Origin of the sequence: Algivirga pacifica (genome assembly GCF_039543525.1) — a bacterium.
Classification (GTDB): domain Bacteria; phylum Bacteroidota; class Bacteroidia; order Cytophagales; family Flammeovirgaceae; genus Algivirga; species Algivirga pacifica.
This window is the reverse complement of sequence record NZ_BAABJX010000018.1, coordinates 1-23,245: the sequence shown is the minus strand read 5'-3', so window position 1 is coordinate 23,245 and position 23,245 is coordinate 1. Positions and strand designations below refer to the sequence as shown.

21 protein-coding genes, 1 other RNA gene and 1 riboswitch are annotated in these 23,245 nt (G+C 38.6%); of the genes, 11 read left to right on the top strand and 11 right to left on the bottom strand.

Annotated features, from left to right (window positions below):
* Window positions 1–36 precede the first annotated feature (36 nt).
* The gene (locus ABD985_RS05065; RefSeq protein WP_345369740.1) at window positions 37–591 is read left to right on the top strand and encodes a KdsC family phosphatase; all 555 of its coding nucleotides are present in this window, start codon (window positions 37–39) and stop codon (window positions 589–591) included.
* The gene (locus ABD985_RS05060; protein ID WP_345369738.1) at window positions 584–1,513 is read left to right on the top strand and encodes an SDR family oxidoreductase; all 930 of its coding nucleotides are present in this window, start codon (window positions 584–586) and stop codon (window positions 1,511–1,513) included. Before ABD985_RS05065 ends, ABD985_RS05060 begins: the two co-directional genes overlap by 8 nt.
* Window positions 1,514–1,740: 227 nt before the next feature.
* Here the strand turns inward: ABD985_RS05060 and ABD985_RS05055 are convergent, their stop codons facing one another.
* Entirely contained in the window at window positions 1,741–2,259 is a 519-nt protein-coding gene (locus ABD985_RS05055; protein WP_345369736.1) for a cupin domain-containing protein, read from the bottom strand.
* 436 nt (window positions 2,260–2,695) lie between these two features.
* On the opposite strand from ABD985_RS05055, the gene ABD985_RS05050 reads away from it, so the two are divergent.
* The 5 genes from ABD985_RS05050 (at window position 2,696) to rnc (ending at window position 6,324) form a co-directional block, all read left to right on the top strand.
* On the top strand, window positions 2,696–3,103 hold the full coding sequence (locus ABD985_RS05050) for a phage holin family protein (protein ID WP_345369734.1): 408 nt from the start codon (window positions 2,696–2,698) through the stop codon (window positions 3,101–3,103).
* A 17-nt stretch (window positions 3,104–3,120) separates the two neighbouring features.
* Complete coding sequence (locus ABD985_RS05045; protein ID WP_345369732.1) at window positions 3,121–3,573, top strand: hypothetical protein; 453 nt, start codon at window positions 3,121–3,123, stop codon at window positions 3,571–3,573.
* Between the two features lie 135 nt (window positions 3,574–3,708).
* Entirely contained in the window at window positions 3,709–3,945 is a 237-nt protein-coding gene (locus tag ABD985_RS05040) for an acyl carrier protein (protein ID WP_345369730.1), read from the top strand.
* A gap of 172 nt (window positions 3,946–4,117) precedes the next feature.
* Window positions 4,118–5,371 carry a beta-ketoacyl-ACP synthase II gene (gene fabF / locus ABD985_RS05035; protein ID WP_345369728.1) on the top strand — a complete coding sequence of 418 codons (1,254 nt, stop codon included), beginning with the start codon at window positions 4,118–4,120 and terminating at the stop codon, window positions 5,369–5,371.
* Window positions 5,372–5,586: 215 nt separating this feature from the next.
* A complete protein-coding gene (rnc, locus tag ABD985_RS05030) occupies window positions 5,587–6,324 on the top strand; it encodes a ribonuclease III (protein ID WP_345369726.1) in 738 nt (245 codons plus the stop codon).
* 141 nt (window positions 6,325–6,465) lie between these two features.
* Here rnc and ABD985_RS05025 read toward each other — a convergent pair whose 3' ends face one another.
* The 6 genes from ABD985_RS05025 to rnpB form a co-directional block, all read right to left on the bottom strand.
* On the bottom strand, window positions 6,466–6,960 hold the full coding sequence (locus tag ABD985_RS05025; RefSeq protein ID WP_345369724.1) for a YkgJ family cysteine cluster protein: 495 nt from the start codon (window positions 6,958–6,960) through the stop codon (window positions 6,466–6,468).
* Between the two features lie 12 nt (window positions 6,961–6,972).
* The gene (locus ABD985_RS05020) at window positions 6,973–7,773 is read right to left on the bottom strand and encodes a UDP-2,3-diacylglucosamine diphosphatase (protein ID WP_345369722.1); all 801 of its coding nucleotides are present in this window, start codon (window positions 7,771–7,773) and stop codon (window positions 6,973–6,975) included.
* Between the two features lie 116 nt (window positions 7,774–7,889).
* Window positions 7,890–8,246, bottom strand: a complete 357-nt coding sequence (rplS, locus tag ABD985_RS05015; RefSeq protein ID WP_345369721.1) for a 50S ribosomal protein L19 — start codon at window positions 8,244–8,246, stop codon at window positions 7,890–7,892.
* Window positions 8,247–8,496: 250 nt separating this feature from the next.
* A complete protein-coding gene (gene metK, locus ABD985_RS05010; protein WP_345369720.1) occupies window positions 8,497–9,774 on the bottom strand; it encodes a methionine adenosyltransferase in 1,278 nt (425 codons plus the stop codon).
* 238 nt (window positions 9,775–10,012) lie between these two features.
* A riboswitch (SAM riboswitch) is annotated at window positions 10,013–10,123 on the bottom strand.
* Between the two features lie 247 nt (window positions 10,124–10,370).
* The gene (locus ABD985_RS05005; protein WP_345369718.1) at window positions 10,371–11,570 is read right to left on the bottom strand and encodes a sigma-54-dependent transcriptional regulator; all 1,200 of its coding nucleotides are present in this window, start codon (window positions 11,568–11,570) and stop codon (window positions 10,371–10,373) included.
* 428 nt (window positions 11,571–11,998) lie between these two features.
* An RNA gene (gene rnpB, locus ABD985_RS05000) (RNase P RNA component class A) lies at window positions 11,999–12,391 on the bottom strand.
* A gap of 141 nt (window positions 12,392–12,532) precedes the next feature.
* Between rnpB and ABD985_RS04995 the strand changes: the two genes are divergently transcribed.
* Complete coding sequence (locus ABD985_RS04995; RefSeq protein ID WP_345369716.1) at window positions 12,533–13,606, top strand: DUF1573 domain-containing protein; 1,074 nt, start codon at window positions 12,533–12,535, stop codon at window positions 13,604–13,606.
* 33 nt (window positions 13,607–13,639) lie between these two features.
* Here ABD985_RS04995 and ABD985_RS04990 read toward each other — a convergent pair whose 3' ends face one another.
* Entirely contained in the window at window positions 13,640–14,908 is a 1,269-nt protein-coding gene (locus ABD985_RS04990) for a DUF2851 family protein (protein ID WP_345369714.1), read from the bottom strand.
* A 355-nt stretch (window positions 14,909–15,263) separates the two neighbouring features.
* A complete protein-coding gene (locus ABD985_RS04985) occupies window positions 15,264–15,863 on the bottom strand; it encodes a superoxide dismutase (protein WP_345369712.1) in 600 nt (199 codons plus the stop codon).
* Between the two features lie 284 nt (window positions 15,864–16,147).
* On the opposite strand from ABD985_RS04985, the gene ccsA reads away from it, so the two are divergent.
* From ccsA to ABD985_RS04970, 3 genes are all read left to right on the top strand, one after another.
* Window positions 16,148–18,700, top strand: a complete 2,553-nt coding sequence (ccsA, locus tag ABD985_RS04980; protein WP_345369710.1) for a cytochrome c biogenesis protein CcsA — start codon at window positions 16,148–16,150, stop codon at window positions 18,698–18,700.
* 118 nt (window positions 18,701–18,818) lie between these two features.
* Window positions 18,819–19,349 carry a ribosome maturation factor RimM gene (rimM, locus tag ABD985_RS04975; protein ID WP_345369708.1) on the top strand — a complete coding sequence of 177 codons (531 nt, stop codon included), beginning with the start codon at window positions 18,819–18,821 and terminating at the stop codon, window positions 19,347–19,349.
* 56 nt (window positions 19,350–19,405) lie between these two features.
* Window positions 19,406–20,656 carry a DEAD/DEAH box helicase gene (locus ABD985_RS04970; RefSeq protein WP_345369706.1) on the top strand — a complete coding sequence of 417 codons (1,251 nt, stop codon included), beginning with the start codon at window positions 19,406–19,408 and terminating at the stop codon, window positions 20,654–20,656.
* A gap of 127 nt (window positions 20,657–20,783) precedes the next feature.
* Here ABD985_RS04970 and ABD985_RS04965 read toward each other — a convergent pair whose 3' ends face one another.
* Both ABD985_RS04965 and ABD985_RS04960 read right to left on the bottom strand, forming a co-directional pair.
* Window positions 20,784–21,659, bottom strand: a complete 876-nt coding sequence (locus ABD985_RS04965; protein ID WP_345369705.1) for a fructosamine kinase family protein — start codon at window positions 21,657–21,659, stop codon at window positions 20,784–20,786.
* A 137-nt stretch (window positions 21,660–21,796) separates the two neighbouring features.
* On the bottom strand, window positions 21,797–23,053 hold the full coding sequence (locus ABD985_RS04960) for a hypothetical protein (RefSeq protein WP_345369703.1): 1,257 nt from the start codon (window positions 23,051–23,053) through the stop codon (window positions 21,797–21,799).
* Window positions 23,054–23,245: the final 192 nt, after the last annotated feature.

Genomic DNA, 23,245 nt, shown 5'->3' with positions numbered 1-23,245 from the left:
AACAGAGTAACGAGTTTATCATCATAATCTTATCCTATGAAACAAAGTATCTCAGAAAAACTAAAAAAGATTAAAGCCATCGCCTTTGATATAGACGGCGTTCTTACTGATGGCAAAGTAATCTACCTGCAAGAAGCGCAACCAGAAAGCACCTCTACAACCAAGGAAATCAAAAACTTTAATGTAAAAGACGGCTTTATCATCGTTCAGATGAAAAAGATGGGATTTATTGTGGGAGCCATCACCGGCAGAAACTCTGCCGTTGTCAGGCATCGAAGTAAAGAATTGAACCTATCTTTTCACTATCATGGGAGTAAACGAAAAACAACCCATTATGAAGAGATCAAAAAACAATTTAATCTAAAGGATGAGGAAATCGCTTACCTGGGAGATGATATTCCTGATTTGGGTATACTGACAAAATGTGGACTGAGCTGTTCTCCAGCTGATGCTCCGGCTTATGTACGCCATCGTGTCGATTACGTTACCCAAGCTGTAGGAGGAGAAGGAGTACTGAGAGAAATTGGTGATATGATCTTAATCGCTCAAGGTAAAATGGACCAACTTATCGAGCAATATATCCATGAATAAGAAAACCATTCTAATCACCGGAAGCAACGGCCTACTAGGACAAACGCTACTTGAGTTACTAGCGGATAGCTCCCACGAAATTATAGGCTGCGGCAAAGGTCCCGATAGGTTTCAAGCAAAAGGGTATACCTATTACTCACTGGACATAAGCAAAACAGAAGATGTGAATCGCTTGTTCCAGAAAGTTCGTCCCACACATGTATTGCATACTGCCGCCCTTACTCAGGTAGACATTTGTGAAGAACATCCCAAATTGGCAGATCAGGTCAATATTCTTGGAACCCAAAATATCTGTCAGGCTGCAAAAAACATCAAAGCTCACTTACTCTATGTCTCCACTGATTTTATCTTTTCCGGAGACAAAGGAATGCTCACGGAAGATGAAAAACCTATGCCTCCCAATTACTATGGAGAAACCAAGTTAAAAGGAGAAGTAACCGTACAGCAATCCAATATACCCTGGACTATATTACGAACTGTATTAGTATATGGAGTAGTAAAAGATATGAGCCGATCTAATATTATCCTATGGGTAAAGAACAATCTTGAACAAGGTAATCCCATTAAAGTCGTCAATGATCAATGGAGAACGCCTACTTATGTAAAAGATTTGGCCAAGGGATGTTTATTGGCCTTAGAAAAAGAGGCTACGGGTATCTATCACCTTTCCGGTAAAGACTATATGACGCCTTACCAAATGGCACTAGCGACTGCCGATTACTTTAAGCTTGATAAAACACTGATTACTCCAACCAATGCACAAGAATTTAAAGAAATAGGAAAACGTCCTTTAAAAACCGGATTCAATATTCAAAAAGCCATGAGGGAATTAAGCTACGCTCCTCTTTCATTTCAGGAAGGCCTTCAAGCGATGATGGAAGATATTACTAGGTTTGAGCAACATTCCGAGAAAACGATCTAATGGGTAGTATATTAAGGTTGGTTATAACCGTCATACTGCTGATCCGCTTTGTTGAGTGGCACTACGTGCCGTTGAGTGGAGCTTCGCTCCGTTGAGATGTGCTTCGCACGTTGAGATTTTGTAGTACAGCTCCTTCTCAACGTGCGAAGCACATCTCAACGGAGCAAAGCTCCACTCAACCAGCGGCGTAAGCCGCCTCAACTGTCGGTTAATTATTCAACCTTATCTTATAGTAGCTCCCTGATCAACGCTTCATACTGAGGATACTCTTCTATTAAATCTTTCGCTGCCAACTCAAAATCCTCGAAGTCAAACCCTGGCGCTACCGTACATCCTACTAAGGCATAATCCTCCTTACCTCTATTCTTAAGGCGTGCAGCAAACCATGATCCCGCCTCCACTACCGCAAAAAAGTCTCCTTGGTCCGGATCATTACTTAATTGATGTACAAGCAGCTCTCCATTAACCTTCAGCTCATAGACCTCTAATACTGTAGTTCCTGCATAAAAGTGCCAGGCCTCATCCGATTTAATCTTATGGAAAGAAGAGTAAGCTTCTCCATCCAATAAGTAATAGATTGCGGTACTTGCAGCCCTATTCCCATTAAAGTTAGGTAAAACCGCTTGAGGCAGCTGCAAGGCACTACGATAAATCTCTCTGTAATACCCTCCTTCTGGATGGGGTTGGAGATTCAGGCGATTAACCAAAGCAGCAATGGAAGTAGATAAACTTTTTTTCTCCGACATTAGATTTTTTTCTTCTTAATGAAATGACAAAATGCTTAATCTCTACTCCAAATATATAGACAAAAAAAGTCCAACCCCATAGAGGTTGGACTTTTCCAGCTTTAACAATTAAACCAAATAATCCTTAAAAATTTTACCACTTATAAAATTTCCATATCACCTTTTGCAATTCTTATTGCGAATTGGTGATGTCACAATTATAAATGGTTTTTAAATAAAATACAATTTTTTCTGTGTATAATATACACTTTTAACAATTCATACCCTCCTACCCACTGTATACCAGCACTATATAAATGAAGCTATATTCATCATAAAATGTAGTCAAAACACTTTAAAGCAAAATTTTCGATTTAAAAGAGAGGGTTCGAGGATTTTTTTTATGGTTTAATTAATTTGCCTATTATATTGAAATGAAAGCAATTAAAGCAATGTTATGGCTGAACAAAACCGTCCTTCGTATAAGGAGCAGGAGCAACATACTTCTTCCAATCAGACGGACAATATCCTGAACAATCTCACAAAGCTGGTAGAAACCTATCTCAAGATATTTCGATTAGAGCTTCAAATGACCTTATCTGACGTGCTTACCATGATTGCACTAGTCAGTATAATCGTTCTATTTGTGACGTTAGCAGTTATTTTTATCAGTTTCGGAATCGCAGAACTCTTCAACTATTTACTTGACCTTCCTCCTTTTTGGGGATATTTTGTAGTAGCATTATTTTACCTAATCTGCTTGGGAGTGATCTTCTCCTATAGAAAGGCTATCAACAATAAGTTGTTGTCACTAATGGATTCCATCTTTGAGAGTATCACCGATAATTTTGATACTGAAAACTAATTCCAATCAAAATACCTATGAGTGAAAAAGATCAAGCACTAATCGAGGTACCTGCTATACGTCGACGATTAAAATTACAGAAGAAAGAACTAGTCGCAGAAACCAAAGAATATAAGAACGCCCTTTCCATACAGATGAAGTCTACGGTAAGAGAGGCCAAATCTACGGGTAAAAATGCGATCATTATTAGCACGGCATTGATTGGTGCATACGGTTTACTTTATCTTTTACTCTCTAATGGTAAAAAGAAAAGTAAAAAAGATAAAGAAGAGATAACGGCCGCTTATCAAGCATTACCAGACGGTCCAGAGTACCCTCCAAGGTATTATCCTGAGACCCGACAAAGAGAAGAATCTACTATTATTAGAACGATAAAAGCCAATATTGCCAACTTCTTGATCGGTATTGCCAAACAGGAACTTGCCAAAGCTATTGAAGAGTTAAAGGAACGATTCTATGAAAATCGCTAGCTTTTGTAGTTTATGAATTTGTTATGTTTGCATAATAAAAAATAAAATAAATTCAAGTTTTCCTGAACTCATTTGATATTTTTTTTTGAATTGCATTTATTTGCACCTCAGTTAATCAACTAAATTTTTAAGAAAATGTCTGAAATCGCAAAAAAAGTAACTGACATAATCGTTGAGAAACTTGGCGTTGAAGCTTCAGAGGTAACTCCTGAGGCGAGCTTTACTAACGATTTGGGAGCTGACTCTCTAGATACAGTAGAATTGATCATGGAATTCGAGAAGGAGTTCGAAATCTCTATTCCTGATGATGAAGCTGAGAGCATCACTACTGTTAGTCAAGCTATCTCTTATATCGAAGAGCACAAAGCGTAATTTTTTCGCTTTTCGATAGTCCAAGGAACTTGAAAGACCTGGTAGGTGCTGCTTGATGCGGCCTGTCAGGTCTTTTGTTCTCTTTGATGAAAGCAATTCGCCAACACTATTGCTTTCTACTTATTTACTATGAACAGAATTTTTAACTAAGCTGATAGATATATCTACAATTATGGAGTTAAAAAGAGTTGTGATTACCGGTATGGGAGCCCTTACTCCTATCGGAAATACGCTAGAAGAATATTGGGCTAACCTTGAAAAAGGGGTGAGTGGTGCTGCACCAATCACAAAATTTGATGCCTCTAAGTTTAAAACTCAATTTGCTTGTGAGGTAAAAGATCTTAACATCGGTGATTTCATCGATCGTAAAGAAGCCCGCAAAATGGACCTTTTCACTCAATATGCAATGATTGTAAGTGATGAGGCGATCAAACACTCTAAACTAGACCTTGATGCGATCAACAAAGAGCGTGTAGGGGTCATCTGGGGTTCAGGTATTGGAGGTCTAAAGACTTTCCAGGATGAAGTAATGGAGTTTGCTAAAGGAGATGGAACACCACGTTTCAATCCTTTCTTTATTCCTAAAATGATTGCTGACCTTAGTGCTGGTCACCTTTCTATCAAATATGGTTTCAAAGGACCTAACTTCGTAACCGTTTCTGCTTGTGCTTCTGCTACCAACGCTATCGTGGATGCATTCAACTACATTCGTTTGGGTAGAGCAGACATCTTCTTGACAGGTGGTTCTGAGGCTCCTGTATCTGAAGCAGGTATGGGTGGATTCAATGCGCTAAAAGCACTTTCTACTCGTAATGACGATCCTTCTACAGCTTCCAGACCATTCGATCAGGATAGAGATGGATTCGTAATGGGAGAAGGTGGTGCTGCACTTATTCTTGAAGAACTAGAGCACGCGAAAGCTAGAGGCGCTAAGATCTATGGTGAGATCATTGGTGGTGGTATGTCTGCAGACGCTTATCACCTTACAGCTCCACATCCTGAAGGAGAAGGTAGCTCTCGCGTAATGCAAGATGCATTGAATGACGCAGGAATTACTGCTGAAGAGGTAGATTATATCAACGTTCACGGTACTTCTACTCCACTGGGTGATATTGGTGAGATCAATGCGATCAAAAAGGTATTTGGTGAGCATGCCTATAACCTTAACATCAGTTCTACAAAGTCTATGACTGGACACCTTCTAGGTGCTGCAGGTGCGGTAGAGGCAGTGGCTAGTGTTTTGGCATTGGAAAAAGGAATTATTCCTCCAACCATCAATAACACTACACCGGATGAAAAGCTTGATCCTAAACTAAACTGTACCTTCAACGAGGCACAGAAGAAAGAGGTGAAAGTAGCCATGAGTAATACCTTTGGTTTCGGTGGACACAACTTCTGTATCCTAATGAAAAAATACGAAGGGTAATCATCTCATTTTGATTATTCTTTTATGATTTATACTAAAAGAGGCTTACGAAAGTAAGCCTCTTTTGTTCTTTTTTATTATAGTACTATTCTTTTTAGTAAATTTACCCTGTTGGATAGTTATCGTTATATTACATCTCGATATGCTTTTGCTTCACCGAGGGGTATTACATATGTCCAAACACCTATAAATCAAAACAAAATCAACAACTTACCTTGAGATTTCTATTACGCTGGTTTACCAAGTATTCTGACAAGGACAAGGAGCTGTCCAATGCAGTGAAACACATGATTGGTGTAAAGCCTTATAATATAAGGTTATACCGTTTGGCTATGCAGCATAGTTCTGTAGCGGCAGAAAGTGATAATGTCAAAGGATTTAAAGAATCGAACGAACGCCTGGAATACCTTGGTGACGCTATATTAGGAGCTGTTGTTGCCGAATATCTCTTCAAAAAATACCCCTACAAGGATGAAGGCTTTTTGACTGAAGTAAGATCTAGAATTGTCAATAGAGAATCTCTCAACAGGCTAGCATTCAAGATAGGGCTAAATAAATTTGTAGAATACGAAGGAAAAAGACACTCTGCTCAAAGTCATAAATCCATTTATGGAGATGCGATGGAAGCGTTTTTAGGAGCTGTATACCTGGACAAAGGCTTTAAATTTTCTCGCACGTATATCATCAATAACCTCTTGCAACAGCATTATGACATTGATGAAGTCGTAGAAACCAATACCAACTACAAGAGTTTAATTATTGAATGGGCTCAAAAAAATGGTCATTCGGTGGAATTTGCTATTTCTAAACCTGGAGGGGGAAAATCCAATAAACAATTTAAGGTAAACTTGGTGGTCGATGGTGAGATAATGGCTACAGGAAGTGGCTATAGCAAGAAAAAAGCGGAACAAGACGCTGCCAGAAAGACTTGTGATATACTTGATGTTTCTTAATGTAACTGACATTAAGAACGAAACGTTATTGAATCATTCCGAGACATAGTGTCTTTGGAATTGAAGTAAGGGCGACCATAAGAGTCGCCCTTACTTTATTCTTCTTAATTATGTCCGGGAAATCACAAGAGTCACCCTTGCTTATTTCAACATCTTTTGCTTCAATTCCTCTACCACATTAAAAACGATCGGACATGTTAAAGTATTCTTATAATGTAATGACGGTCGCTTTGTAAACCCTCTGTTTTGGGTGTGAGGGTATTCCCGACATGCTTTAGGACGAGCTTCATAGATACTGCAATAGTTGTCAGCCCCTAGAAAAGGACAAGGCTGGGATTTCATCACATAATCTCCTTCGTGATCAACCAAAAGATATGCTTCTACCACTTCCGTGGGTTTCATTCTCAACTCCTTCGCAATACGCTTCACATCTGTCTGGGTCACTACTGGACTAATCGTCTTACAGCAATTAGCGCAACTTAAGCAGTCCACTTGGGACACTACTTCCTCATCGGCTTCATTCACCCAACGATCAATTTGCCCTGCCTGCTTGCTCTTCTTTAACCTTTTCAGAAAGTTCTGATTTTCCTTCGCTTTCTCTTTGGCTTGGCTTTGCCATTTATTAATCAAATCCATTCGCTTTCCACTTTATCCTTCTCGAAAGAATCCTTGCTTCTCTTCCTCTTTAAACTCCTCTAGCGTCAAAGAAGTCCCATCAAACACTCCATAAGTGCAATGATGTACCCACTCCCCTATATTCATGTATATGGCCCTTTTATCTACTTCAAGTTCTAGTGGTAAGTGTCTATGCCCAAAGATATAATAATCCCTTGGTTTGATCGCTTGCTGCTCTTTACTATACACCCATAACCACTCTTGCTCTTTTCCCAGAAACTCCTCTCCATCTTCTTCATTACTTGCACGACTACTGCGAGACCAGGCATTGGCAATTCCCAAACCAATATTGGGGTGCAATACACCAAAAAGCCATTGGCAAACCTTATTAGAAAAAACACGCTTAAGCATCTTATACTTGTAATCTCCAGGTCCCAAGCCATCACCATGCCCCAGATAAAATAGTTTTTCTCCTATACTTATATCAATGGGTTCTCGGATAATCTCAATTCCTAACTCCTTCGTGAAGTAATCAAACATCCACATATCATGATTACCGGTGAAGAATGTAATTGGAATCCCCTGATCAGTCAATTCTGCTAATTTTCCTTGAAAACGAATAAACCCTTTGGGAATAACCGTTGCGAACTCAAACCAAAAGTCAAACAAATCTCCCATCAGAAAGATATGAGCAGCATCCTGCTTAACCTCATCCAACCAACGGACAATCTTGTCTTCCCGTTTTCGGCTTGATTCAAAGTTGGGGGTTCCTAAGTGAAAATCAGAAGCAAAGTATACTTTCTTTCCTTCTGTTAATGCTATTGATGATTGCATGCAAAAAATGATTACGCAACTATAAAGAGTATAACACAAAAAGCCAACAAGCAATCGAAGTGCTTGTCGGCTTAACTGTATCGTATGTTCATCATTCAGACTCCTCAAAGAGTAGATTAGAATCTTCTCTCTTTTACTTTCGCAGCCTTACCTTGACGACCTCTTAGATAGAACAATCTTGCTCTTCTAACTTTACCTCTTCTCAACACTTCGATCTTGTCGATGCTTGGTGAGTTAAGAGGGAAAATTCTTTCAACACCAACGCCGTTAGAAATCTTTCTTACAGTGAAAGTCTCTCCCAATCTACCTTGGTTTCTTCTTTGAATTACAGTTCCTTGGAACTGCTGAATTCTCTCCTTTTCACCCTCTTTAATCTTTACGTATACGTCGATTGTATCTCCAGCGCTGAAGTCAGGGTGCTTTGTAAGTCCCTCTACAAAGTCCTTCTCGACCTTTTTGATTAACTCGCTCATTTTATTGCTGTATTTTATTATTTCAAAAATTCGGACTGCAAATATAGTAATTTATATATAAATACTAAACTTATCTACCTGAATAAATTACAGTTATGGATATATAAGCAGTCGATAGCCTATAAATCGTGCAAATTTACAATAATAATTGATTAAATGAGGTGTTATGATCCAACATTTTCAAGAAAAAATCTATCTGCACAAAAAATAAATCAGTGATTAGTGTCAAACACTAACCACTGACTCATAATTACAAACCAAAAGCTTCTTTGATTGTCCCTACGTAATCCAGTTTCTCCCAGGTAAAGAACTCTACCTCTACCGCTTCTTTCGCTCTTACTTCCACTTTCTTACCGTCTCTTTCTTCAATATCTACATGGTTAAGCTCTACGGTACCAGTGTAAGGCTCTCTACCCATATGTCCGTAAGCCGCCGTAGGAAGGAAAATAGGGTTTCTAAGTCCCAATCGCTCTACGATCGCCTTAGGTCTCATATCAAACAACTCAGAAATCTTTCTTCCGATTTCGGAATCCGTCAAGTCGACCTTAGCCGTCCCATACGTGTTTACTAACAAAGATACAGGAGCTGATACACCAATTGCATAAGCCACTTGCACCAAAGCCTCATCAGCCAATCCTGCTGCTACAATATTCTTAGCGATATGTCTTGCCGCATATGCTGCTGAACGGTCCACTTTAGAGGCATCTTTTCCAGAGAAAGCACCTCCACCATGAGCACCTTTACCACCATAAGTATCTACGATGATTTTTCTACCTGTTAATCCAGCATCTCCATGAGGACCTCCAATCACAAACTTACCTGTTGGGTTGATGTGATAAATGGTATCCTCTTTTAATAGATGCGCAGGGATCTCCGCTTTAATAACGTGCTCAATCACATCCTCACGAATCTTATCCAACATCTCTTGCTCTTCAGCAAAACCATCGTGCTGTGTCGATACTACGATCGTGTGCACTTTCAATGGCTCTCCGGCATCAGAGTATTCAATCGTCACCTGTGCCTTGGCATCTGGACGAAGGTACGACATCAATTCAGGCTGCTCTTTTCTAATCTCTGCCAAGCGCTTCACCAAACGGTGAGAGAAAGCCAAAGCCATTGGCATATATTCTTTTGTTTCGTTAGTCGCATAACCAAACATCATTCCCTGATCTCCGGCACCTTGCTCCTTATCAACCCCCTCTCCTTCATTAACTCCTTGAGCAATATCTGGGGATTGGCTATGTACCGCTACCTGTACTCCACAAGAATCTGCAGAAAACTGATAACCGTCCTTGTTGTATCCGATCTTAGCAATCGTATCTCGAACGATATCTGGAATTTCTACATAAGCTTTTGTCGTGATTTCTCCTGCAACAACGGCCAAACCTGTAGTCACCAGTGTTTCACAAGCTACACGAGAATAAGGATCTTGAGTAAGCATTGCATCCAAGATCGCATCGGATATTTGGTCTGCAATTTTATCTGGGTGTCCTTCTGAAACAGATTCTGATGTAAATAAATATGACATACTCTAATTTGAAGTTGCTTGCCTACACCGGCAAATGAATAATAATTAAAACCTTAATGGAGTACTTCTCTCAAAGCACCAATAATCGACTCCAGAGTACCTAAACCAATAAGTACCTGAACTGTTTGGGCATATAAACAAAAATGCACCATTAATTCTCTCCTAAGGCCTTGTTTACCTTGAAGAAACATTTGCTATCCAGAAAATTTTGAGAGATATGTATGAAGGAAGGATTCTTCACTCATCTTTTCCCAAAGCTATAGTGTACTTTGAGATGGGAGTTAGCACCTTGATTGACAGGTTGCTAAGACTTCATAGGGCCCATTCCCTCGGTCTTTCTTGATAAGCAAAGGCAAAATTATTCATTTCTCAACGAAATACCAAAAAACAAAAGAGCTCTGTTTCATTACTTCATAAAAAAACGAAGATCATTCAAAGGTATGCAAACGTTGAAGGAGAAAGGAGAAAGGAGAAAGGAGAAAGGAGAAAGGAGAAAGGAGAAAGGAGAAAGGAGAAAGGAGAAAGGAGAAAGGAGAAATTTAATTATTTCTTACCTTATACTTTCTACCGATTACCATTTTTCCTTTCTCCTTCAATTAAAATACACAATAGGTTTTCACGTCAGAAGCTGTGATCTCTTCTCCACTCATAATCATCAAGCGCTCCACAACATTTCGTAGCTCACGGATATTACCCGTCCAATCATGTTGTTTTAGCTGCTCAATAGCCTCTGCTGTAATTTTCTTCTTTGGCTTTCCATATTCTCCACCTAGGTCAGTCAAGAATTTATCCACCAATAAAGGAATATCCTCTTTTCTGTCATTTAGGGCCGGCACCTTGATCACCATAACACTCAAACGGTGGTACAAATCTTCACGGAACTTATTTTCCGCAATCATCTGCTTCAAGTCCTTATTGGTTGCTGCCACGACTCTTACATCTACTTTAATGTCCTTGTCACTACCTACCCTGGTAATCTTATGCTCCTGAAGAGCTCTCAATACTTTCGCTTGGGCCGAAAGACTCATATCTCCAATCTCATCCAAGAATAATGTCCCTCCATTGGCTTGCTCAAACTTCCCAATACGCTGCTTATGTGCAGAAGTAAAAGCTCCTTTCTCGTGACCAAAAAGCTCACTCTCTATCAACTCTGAAGGAATGGCCGCACAGTTCACCTCTACAAAGGCTTGCTCCGAACGACTACTTTTTCCATGTATCCAGCGTGCCACCAGTTCTTTACCAGCACCATTAGGTCCTAATATCATTACACGAGCATCTGTAGGAGCTACCTTATTGATCGTGTCCTTCATATGGTTCACGGCCTTAGATTCTCCAACAATGTCATGTTGCTTATTGATCTTAACCTTAATCTCCTTTACCTCTTTGACCAGGTCCTCATTCTCCTCTACGAGTTTTGATTTATCCAATCCATTTCGAACAGCCAATAATAAGCGGTTCAATTCCGGTGGTTTAGATATAAAATCAAAAGCTCCCTTCTTGGTGGCATCTACTGCCATATCAATATTGGCATGGGCAGAAATCATTATAAATTGTGTCTTACGCAGGATCTGCATCTCCTTCGCTTTCTCCAACACCTCTATCCCATTCATCTTTGGCATTTTTACATCACATAATGCCAAATCATAATCCGACACTATTAGTTTCTCTAATGCTTCCTCTCCATCTTTTGCTTCTCCCACCTCATAATCTTCAAACTCCAAGATCTCTTTTAGGGTTGAACGTATGGTCCTGTCGTCGTCGATGATAATGATTTTCGATTTATTACTCTTGCCCATAGATTATTATTTGTTAGTAGACCAATGACTTGGCCCTCAATGATACATCTCTGCTTATCTCTTTAGAAATAAATGACTTCCTAAGAGACCTACACAAATATAAGGCCTATTGCGGGGGGTTCTATATTGAGAAGAGCAGATGATTGTTATAAAATGGTAAAATTAAGTTTTCACATACTGTGGTAACTATGTTCATCATGTTTAACTGAGCTTCGCTCGTTCATAATGTTTAGTTGAAATTTAATACTTGGTATCGAGTTGAGACAATTTATTGTATAAACTCAACTTTGTAAAAGTATTAATTTATCTCAGGGAGTCAATAAGCCACATGAGCGGCCAAAGATTCAACTAAACATTATGAACGAGCGAAGCTCAACCTAAACATCATGAACAAAAAAACCTCTCATCGCGAACGACAAGAGGTTTCTTTAAATAACAAGTCGATAAGCCGAGTTCTGTCACTCCCAAAGGAGCGTCTTATCATTTATCTAGGCCATATGATCGCTCATAGGCTCCATCAACCTACCCATCTCACCCGTTTGCCGGTGGCAAACGACAAGGCGAGCAACCTTGCCTGAATACTCATAAAGTGAGACCTATTTGGTTTTTCACCTCGTAAGGTTTACCCTGCCACCACTGTCACCAGCAGCGCGGTGAGCTCTTACCTCACCATTTCACCCTTACCCCTAAGGGCGGTATATTTTCTGTGGCACTTTCTGTCACCTGTTCCCAGGTGCCTTCCCGTTAGGAAGTACGATGCTCTCCGGTGCTCGGACTTTCCTCTCCTGAATAAATTCAGCAGCGATAAGATGACTTGCGTTTCAAAATTACGCTTTTTTGCACAGTTATTGAACAACCCTTCCTATCTTTGTATAAATTTTTTAGTACGGGATAATGTTTTACCAAGATGAAAGCCAGCTTAATCCCTGTACATCAAGCTCTACCATCAAAAAATATACGTCATGCGTCATAGTGTATTGATCCTATTATTCTTTCTATCCTCTCTCTCTTTGGGAATGTCACAAACCCCCGCCATTTCCTTTGAACAAGACAGTGTTTATCTAGGAGATATCCCATTGTCAGATAGCAGTATTACCCATACTTTCCGGTTTACCTCTATGACCTACGCTCCAGTATCTATTCGTTCAGTATCTACTGACTGTGCTTGTACTGTAGCCTCTTTCAATAAAGAGAAACTAAAAAAAGGAGAGAGCGGGGAAATTACCGTTGAATTTTCACCTTATAAGGCAGGAGCATTCAATAAAAAATTTAAAGTCCGCATTGAGGAACTCAATCAAACAAAAGAGCTAACCATAGCAGGATATATTACACCACAACACATTTCTATAGAAACCAAGTACCCTTATAAAAAGGGACCACTTCGTTTACAGAACAAAATTGTCAGCCTAGGCACTATCTATAGTCAAGGAATAATCAAAAAGCAGTTGTACTTGTACAACGATAGTGATAAAGATATACTTTTTAATAAAGCACCTCTTTCTCCAAATCATATAGGTGTTACCTTCGAAGGTAAGCCGATGATCAAAGCCAAAAGTGAAGGTAGTGTACAACTATTTTACGATCCAGCTGCCAGAAACCATATGGGATTTACTCAGGATACCGTAGTTTTTTATACCAATGACAGTACGCTAAAGAAATTATCTCTTCCAATTACAGCGTCTATTGTTTACGCTCCATCTCCAGATGAGTTACTCAAACCCCATAAGCCACAAGTTCGTATTGTAGACGAGTATATTAAATTGGGAAAAATCAACCTTGACTCTTATCGCATTGTAAATGTTAGGGTATTAAATCAAGGTGCTGCTCCTTTGACGATTCAAAATGTAGAAACCAGTCCAGGAGCAGAAGTCATGACCATAGAAGAAACTACGGTACGCCCTATGCAAACGGTCAACATCAATATAAAGCTATTACCCACTACCTATAGAGGAGAGGTAAGAACAACTATTACGATATTTACAAACGATCCTGAGAAGCCTATCTCGCAAGCTGTGATTGTCGCATACTCACTATAAAAAATAAGCAAGACATGCGTGAGCATGTCTTGCTTATTTTAATATAGCGCAACCCACCACGCATCGCAGACACTGCTTTTCTGCACAATACTTTTTATAGAGTTGCAAGTAAGCCTGCACATCAAAGGCATTCTCTACCTTCAATCCCATCTCTTTCCATAACCTGATATACTTATTATCCTCTGGGGGTAAACTTTCTAAAAGCTGAATTCCCTGCTCCATACATCGTTCATTTCCCTGATACTGTCCATAGGCCACCAAGAGAGGTACTACTCCATTGGCCGCAATTCTAGCTTTCATGGTTACACTAATTTTACCCGTACCCTTTTTACGTACTTTCCCAAAATGATAATGTGTCTGCCAATATGAAGGTACCTCCACATCCAACAATGCTTTAATATCCTGAAACTTGCTACTAAGCATACATTCCTGAAATAAATGATCTTTCTGAGTAATCAACCCTATCAGCTGTGCTATACGAACAGTCGGTAAAGAGGGAGTACGCATTCTCCCTTGTTGCCATATTACAGGGCTTAAGGCTGGAGAAAGTTTATACTTATGAAACAAGTACTGATGCTCCCTGATGAGCTTTTGAGCATAGGCTTGCTCCTGACAAGGCAACAGTAACCCAGATTGACCAAAATACAACGCCTCCAATTGCATTTCATTTTCTTTCAATTTTTTCACTGCCTGAAAAGGCACCCTTTTAGAGAGTTCTACAAAAGGTTCCTGATTCAAAGGAGCTCCCAAGCTCTTTCCCAATACCCATAGAGCTACCTGCTCCCAATCCCCATGACAATATTCTTTTAGAAGATGTATTTGATTTGCCTTTTCTTCCAATCGCTCAATCAATACTCGCTCTTTCATGGAGGTCCACAAAATCTCAGGAACTTCCTGACAAAGGTACTCGCAAGGAATGGCCTGATCTTGCTGCATCCTTTCATATTTCTGAAACAATGACAAAGGGATTTTTCCTTTTAACTCTACCGTAGCAATTTCACTGCCCTCCATACGATATACCGAGCGATCAGCTTCCCAAACGACATGAAGAACCACATTATCGTAAGCTTCATCCTCCTGATGCTGATGCTTGTACCAATCAGAGGCTTGCACATGAATTTCTACATGTCCATGCCATTCCATCTCCCCTATCAATATTTTTGCATTAAAAAAATCCGGTCCGGCATTCGTATTATATATCCCTGGGTATATCACACTCACACTTTCTCCCTTTACAGTAAAGAGGTGTTGGTGCTCAAAATATTGTAATCGCCATATATAATGAAAAAACATCTCTTGCATATCACTCTTGGGTTCTTTGAATAATTAGATGATTGCAAGGTGGGTTGTCGTAAGCTTATATATAAAGCTCGGAGTTAATAAATGTTCATGATGTTTAATTGAGCTTCGCTCGTTCATAATGTTTAGTTGAATCACTCAATTTCACCTTCGGTGACTACTATATAGCCTGTGAATCGAGTTGATATGTTGTATGAATGTGATATACATAAACCAACACGTCACGTAATGGAGCTTTGCTCCATTACGTGATTCAACTAAACATTATGAACGAGCGAAGCTCAATTAAACACCATGAACAAAAAAGCCACTGAAGGTTGCCCTCCAGTGGCTTAATATAATAAGGTATGTTACCTTCTTATTTCGCTGCAGCAAATTTCTCTGCTACTTTAGCCCAATCAATTACATTGAAGAATGCTGCAATGTAATCAGGTCTCTTATTCTGGTAGTTTAGGTAATATGCATGCTCCCAAACATCCAATCCTAGGATAGGAGTACCTTCACAACCTGCATCTTTCATTAGAGGGTTGTCTTGGTTAGGAGTAGAGCATACTTCCAACTTACCATCTTTTACACAAAGCCAAGCCCAACCAGAACCAAATCTTGTTGCTGCTGCCTTTGAGAACTCTTCCTTAAACTTGTCGAAAGAACCAAATGCTGCGTCAATCGCCGCTGCCAAGTCACCTGTTGGGTTTCCACCGCCGTTAGGGCTCATGATTTCCCAAAACAAGTTGTGGTTATAAAAACCACCACCGTTATTTCTTACTGCTGCTGAAAGCTCACCACCCAAGATTTCTTCGATTGTCTTACCTTCCAAGTCGCTTCCTTCAATCGCAGCGTTCAGGTTAGTGGTATATGCATTGTGGTGCTTACTGTGGTGAATTTCCATTGTTTTTGCATCGATATGCGGCTCTAGTGCATCGTATGCATACGGTAGTTTTGGTAACTCAAATGCCATGATATTATTCTACTTTTTAATGATTAAAATTAATAGATATCAAAATCTATATAGTCCTACTAACTTAACAAAAAAACCAGTATAGGGTTATAAATATGATAGATTAATCTAAAATTGTTCAAGGTACCTTTATTAAGAAAAATTCAACTTTTAGAAGAGCATTTTGTATTAATCTATTAGTTATCAATAGTAAAAGGGAAAGTTATTTAGTATTTTTGCGCAACTTTTCAACTAAGTTATGCATATAACTCAGGATACACATATAAGCTAAATTTACATAACAGATGATACACACCTTTGTCGGAAATCTCGGGCACTCCCTGATTATTATCGCTTTCGTGTCTGCTATTTTATCCGCTATTGCGTATTGGATATCTTCCAAAAAGACGCAAACGCAAGAAAATAAGAGCTGGAAGCTTCTGGGTAGAGCGGCCTTTATCACACATGGCATGGCAGTCATTGGCGTGGTACTATCCCTATTCTACATTATTTACAATCATTATTATGAATATCATTATGCCTGGAGCCATTCTTCGAATAACCTCCCGGTAGAATTTATGATTTCTTGTTTCTGGGAAGGACAAGAAGGTAGTTTCCTGTTGTGGATTTTCTGGCATGTACTGATTGGCGGTATCCTGATTAAAACAGCAAAAAGCTGGGAGTCCAATGTGATGTACATCTTTGCAGCGGTGCAAGCATTCTTGGTTTCCATGATTCTGGGTGTTGACCCTTGGATTGGGATGAATATTGGTAGTGATCCTTTTATTCTTCTAAGAGATGCAATCAGCGCTCCTATCTTTGAGAGTAACCCGAACTTCGTTCCAAATGATGGTACTGGCTTAAATGCTTTATTGCAAAACTACTGGATGGTCATTCACCCTCCTACCTTGTTTTTGGGATTTGCCTTAACCTTGGTTCCTTTTGCTTTTGTTATTGCAGGTATTCAAACAGGACGCTATAAAGAATGGATTGCTCCAACATTATACTGGTCTTCTATTGCGGCATTGGTCTTGGGCCTAGGTATTATGATGGGGGCTTACTGGGCTTATGAAACCTTAAACTTTGGTGGATATTGGAACTGGGATCCTGTGGAAAATGCTTCCTTGGTTCCTTGGCTTATCTTAGTTGCAGCGGTTCACATTATGATTGTGTTCCGTAAAAATGGAACAGGCCTGAAGGCTGCCATGATCCTAGCGGTAACTACCTTCTTATTGGTACTGTACTCTACCTTCCTAACCAGAAGTGGTATTTTGGGCGAGTCTTCCGTACACTCCTTTACGGATTTGGGTCTATCAGGACAGCTGATGATTTACCTATTTGCCTTTATCATTCTGGCAATTGTAATTTTCGTAAAACATTGGAACAAGATCCCTGAGAAAGAAACAGACTCCTCTGCTTATTCTAGTGAGTTCTGGATCTTTATTGGCGCTACGGTACTAAGTTTATCTGCTTTTCAGATTATTTTCCCTACCTCTATTCCGGTATTCAATGCAATTCTGAATGGTTTGGGAATGGATTCCAATATTGCTCCTCCAACCGATCAGGTAGCTTTCTATACGAAGTTCCAATTATGGTTTGGAATGAGTATTGCAATCCTTTCGGGAACAGCACAGTTCTTCTTCTGGAAGCGTGTAAATGACCTGAAGACCTTAAGAACAGAAATCAGCATTCCACTGGCAATTGCCTTAATGCTTACCGCTATTATTATTAACGTAGTCAAAGTATATACTTTCTCATATATCTTGTTATTAACAGCCGGTATTTTCTCTGTAGTTTCTAACGGTAGAATTCTATTCAAACTGTTTAAAACTAATGTGAAACTATCCGGAGGAGCGGTGACTCACATCGGTATAGCACTAATGCTTATAGGTATTCTATTTTCTTCAGGATACGAAAAAATTATCTCTATCAACTACGAGGGACGTATCTACAATTCAGAATTTCCTGAAGAGATGAATAAAGAGAATTTATTGTTGTTCAGAAGTCAACCAAAGCGTATGATGGAGTATACCCTAACCTATAAGGGGCCACGCATGACTTCTAAAGACATTCCTGGATATTTCGATAGAGAACTATTAATGTTCTTCAGTGATCCATACCGAGCGATTGCTAAAGAAAATATTGCTGTGAATGGAGAAACTTATGTCTTAGCAGGAGATACTATCCACATCTATAATGAAAATATCTACTACGAGATAGAGTATAAAAAGGATAACGGAGACGTATTTACTCTCTATCCACGTATTCAAGATAATGAGCAAATGGGGCTAGTGCCTTCTCCTGATATCGTTTCTTATTGGCACGGTGATTTGTACACACACATTACTAACTTGGCTGCTGATGATGAAACTATTGAATGGAGCCAAGCAGAGCAACATCAAGCGCATATTGGAGACACCTTATTACTGCATGATTTCTATGTGGTACTGGATGGTATTACACCTATGAAGAAAGTACCAGGGGTAAATCTTGGAGAACAAGACGTAGCCATTAAGTTTAATCTAAGAGTGTTAGGAACAACAGAAGAAATTAGCCCAATCTATATGATTAGAGATAATTCTTTTGCCGCTAACCCTGAAGTTACCAATAGAAATCTTGGTCTAAAAGTAAGTGTTAATCATATCAACCCTGAAGAAGAGGTTTTCACATTTGATGTACAAACCACCCAGAAAGACTGGATTATTCTTAAGGCGATTGAAAAACCTTATATTGGATTTCTTTGGATTGGTACTATCGTGATGTGTATTGGTTTTGGTATTGTGACTGTAAGACGTTACAAAGAATTCAACCAACAAGAAGAAAAAACGGCTAAGCAAAAAGAAACTATATCAGCATAATTAACCTTACTGCTGTATAATATATATTATTGTAGCCCCACTCCCACGGAGTGGGGCTATGTTTAATAATGAATTTATTGGACAATAGTCTATTCAGGCTCATTATCCTTAAAACAATATGAAAAAAGAAGATTGCTTTGAACTGGGGGTTATCTCCAGAACACATGGGTTAAACGGAGAAGTTATTTTTAACTTGGACGTAGACAGCCCTTCAAACTACGAAGAAATGGATACCGTTTTTATGGAAGAGCAGGGACAACTTGTTCCTCTTTTTATAGAAAGTATCTCTGCCAATAAAAATCGCTTTATTGTAGCACTTGAAGATATCGAAACGGTTGAAGAAGCTGAAAAGCTCAAAGGAGCTAAGCTATACCTTCCTTTGGAAGTACTTCCCGAACTGGAAGAAGGACAGTTCTACTATCACGATATTATTGACTATACCATTATAGATCAGAATCTAGGTGAACTGGGACATGTTGCCACGATCTATGCCAATACCAACTCTCAGGATTTATTGGCGATGAAATATAAAGGAAAAGAAGTCTTAATCCCTATGGCTGAAGATATTGTCATTCGTGCCAACCACGAAACCAAAACGATGGAGGTCAATCTACCAGAAGGATTATTAGATATTTATTTAGAAGATTAAATTTTAATATAGAGCGTAAAGTATCCTACTTTGCGCTTTATATATTATAATACTATATGAATTTTGAACAACTGGGAGTCATCACTCCGATTATAAAAGCACTGGAAGAAAAGAATTATCAATCTCCCACACCTATTCAAGCACAAGCCATTCCTCTTATCCTCAATCGTCATGACCTATTAGGTTGTGCACAAACTGGTACAGGAAAAACGGCAGCCTTTTCTATTCCAATCATTCAACTCATTCACGAAAGAGAAGGGGACAAAAATTACAGACCCAAGATTAGGGCCTTGATTGTCACACCAACCAGAGAACTAGCAATCCAAATTGATGAAAATATCAAGGCATACAGCAAACACACCAATTTAAAGCATGCCGTTATTTTTGGAGGAGTAAAGCAAGGAAAGCAAGTTGAAGAACTTCGTAGAGGAGTACATATCCTCGTCGCTACTCCGGGACGTCTACTTGACTTGGAGCAACAAGGATTTATTTCCCTGAAAGATATTAAGCTATTTGTACTGGATGAAGCCGACCGTATGCTGGACATGGGTTTTATTCATGATATCAAAAAGCTTCTCAAGCTTTTACCGACAAAAAGACAATCGTTGTTTTTCTCGGCAACCATGCCGAAGAATATTATCGACTTGTCGAAAACGATCTTGAACAATCCCAAGAAAGTAGAAGTCACCCCCGTATCTTCTACCGCTGAAACCATACAGCAATACGTCTATTATACCAATAAGAAAAGTAAGAATGACCTACTGACTCATATTATTGAGAAGGAAGAAATGGAGCAGGTATTACTTTTCTCTCGTACCAAACATGGAGCAGACCGTATTGTCCGCACACTAAAGAAGAAGAATATCTCTGCTGCAGCCATTCACGGTGATAAGAGTCAGCCACAACGACAAAAAGCCTTGAATAACTTTAAAAGTGGAAGTATTCAGGTTCTCGTAGCCACCGATATTGCTGCCAGAGGAATTGATATTGATAAGCTACGCTATGTCATTAATTATGATATTCCGAATATTTCCGAGACCTATGTACACCGTATCGGTCGTTCTGGAAGAGCTGGAGAAGAAGGTATTGCGATCTCTCTCTGTGAACCAGAGGAAAATACCTATGTGAAGGATATCGAAAAACTGACAGGACAAAAATTGACCGTAGTAAAAGAGCATCCTTTTCCACAGACAGATAAACCAATGACAGCTTCAGAAAAGAAAGAGGCTGAAAAGGAGAAAAACCGTAGGAAACAGGAGTTTTTTGCGAATAGAAAGAAAAATAGAGATAAGCAGAAAAGACGATAGTTATAATCTGTTACTAAAACTACCTAAAAAGCAAGTTAGTAATAGACACTGGTCGTAGCGTGGATGCTACGACCTATTTATCATCTATTTCATTAAACGTCCACCCTCAAGTCAACAACAAATAGATCTAAACGAATCTATTCAAAGTCTCCTCTACTTCCCTATAATATCCCATCCCAAACAAATTTACATGGACCATCAAAGGGTATAAATTGTAAATAGCCACCCTCCCCTCAAATCCAGAAGCAATAGGAAATACCTCCCCATAAGCTTCATAAAATCGCTCAGAAAATCCTCCAAACAACTTCGTAAACGCTAGTTCCATTTCCCGATGTCCATAATATACTGCGGGATCATATAAACAAGCTTTTTGCCCATTCGTAGGCATACAATTTCCACTCCATAAGTCTCCATGTAATAAAGCAGGATTTTCATCTGGAAATACTCCCTCCAATACCTTGGACAATCCACTTACTTTAAGCAAAGTGCTTTCTGCTAAAAATCCTTTTTTCACTGCCAATTGAAACTGTCGAAATAAGCGCTCTTCCATAAAAAAATCTAGCCAAGTACTATGTTGTCGGTTACTTTGTGGAAGTGCCCCTATATAGTTGTTTACTTCTAAGCCAAATGTAGATTGTGCATGTAGATGCAGTTCTGCTAGCCCTCTCCCTAGATTATCGAAAAATACTTCATTTTTGCCTTTTGTAGAAGGTAAGACATACTCCATCACAAATGTAGGAATACCTTGATGTTCTCCTACAAAATACACTTCAGGAATTACTAATCCTTGTACCTTTTGTCGTAACAGTTGGAGTCCCTGCTGTTCCTTCTCAAAAAAATCAAGAGACTGGTCTGGGTTGGTTTTAACAAAAAACTGTCGCTTATTAACCTCGACCAAAACTGTTTCATTAATACAGCCACCTCCGATAGAGTGAATCGATAAGTCATATGCCGTAGTCTGAAGTTTTTCTTGTAAGAGAGATGGGTAGAAATCTGAACTCATTTTTTACAATACTCTTAGATTAATTAACATCTACAGTCAATAAAGCGTATTAAAATAAATTATCCCTTGTACAACTAATAGCTCTACAAGGGATCTATTTATGAAAAGTCAGAATGATTTAACATTATATCTAATCATTATTTTAACTCTATTCCTACTACAGCTTTAAAGCTACTGATAGATGAAGAGTAGTAATAGGTCTCTTTTATAAGCTTTTTACTAGGCAAAATCATATTATATCCCCCTTCATAGCGTAACCCTGTAAATAACGTTAATCGACTGTTTAATACTTTCTTTAATCCTATTTCCCCTCCATAAGACCAAGCATTTACTTTTAACTTTACTGGTTCAATTTCTGAAGTCTGAACAACATCTCCATAGGTCACAGTTCTTGTAAGATTAAAAGTACTTTCAGAAGATTCTTGATATAAATAAACCCCAGAAATCCTAAAATAGGGTTTCCATGCATTATGAGAAAGTTCATATTGTAACCCAAATGGCACTTTCCATCTAGATAAATGAACACTTACATCATAGTGTTCAATATATGATGACTTCTTCATCTCTTTAGTATAATCAAAACCCAATCTATCATACTCCAAAGCTAATATCATATAAATACGCTCAGAAAGAGCAGGAGCCCCTATTTTCATATACCCACCTATATACATATTTAAATCATTCGCCTTCCCTTTCAATTCAAAAGAGTCTGCATCATCATTAGATACAGAAAGCATAGAGAAACCTCCTATAGTATATAAACCTCCAGCTATAGTTACTGAAGAGATTTTTTTAGATGACTTCGTATCATATACACTCTTCTTGCTTTTATTGTAGGAGTATATAACCTTTTTCAATGATTTCTCATTACACTTCAGTTCTTTTAATTGACTTTTTAATTGAGGTGCATCTGAAAATAGGTATGTCAATATTCCTATATGTTTATTTGAATATTGACGTACAGGCTTATGATTAATAACAACATCCCTCCATTCATTGGATAACTCCAGTAAAGGACCATCTTGTTTTTGCACATAAAACTGTTCTCCATATTTAAAAAGAGATAGCTTTCCTTCTTCTAATACTTCTACAATAACAAAAATTTTTGAGTTATCCTCTTTTACTAATTGTCTTGATACCAATGTTCGACCATCCTCTAGCACACATTCCAAGAAGGATCCTGGTTGAAAAATTATCTTGTCATCTGTTAACTTGTCTTTAAAAATTATTTTTTCATATGAATTAATTCTATCCTGACTATTTACTAATCCTGTCAAAGTATCTGTTTCGCTGATGATTAACTTAGCATTTTTATACGTTTCTTGAGCTTGAAGAGTACTAATAGCCAAAAAAAAGAAAAGAAGCACGTTTAGCCTTACAATCAAATTTCTCATAAAAGTGTGTATATTAAAAAATGTAATTAGAGTAGAAAGTTATTAAGTTTGATTAGAATAATCCAATAAGTAATTTCTTTTTTGTATAAAATAGATAGCAATAAAAAATATAACCTTACTCCAAATAATACACAAAAAAAGCCTTATCCAACATCTCGTGCTGAATAAGGCTTTAAATTTATAAGGAGTGGC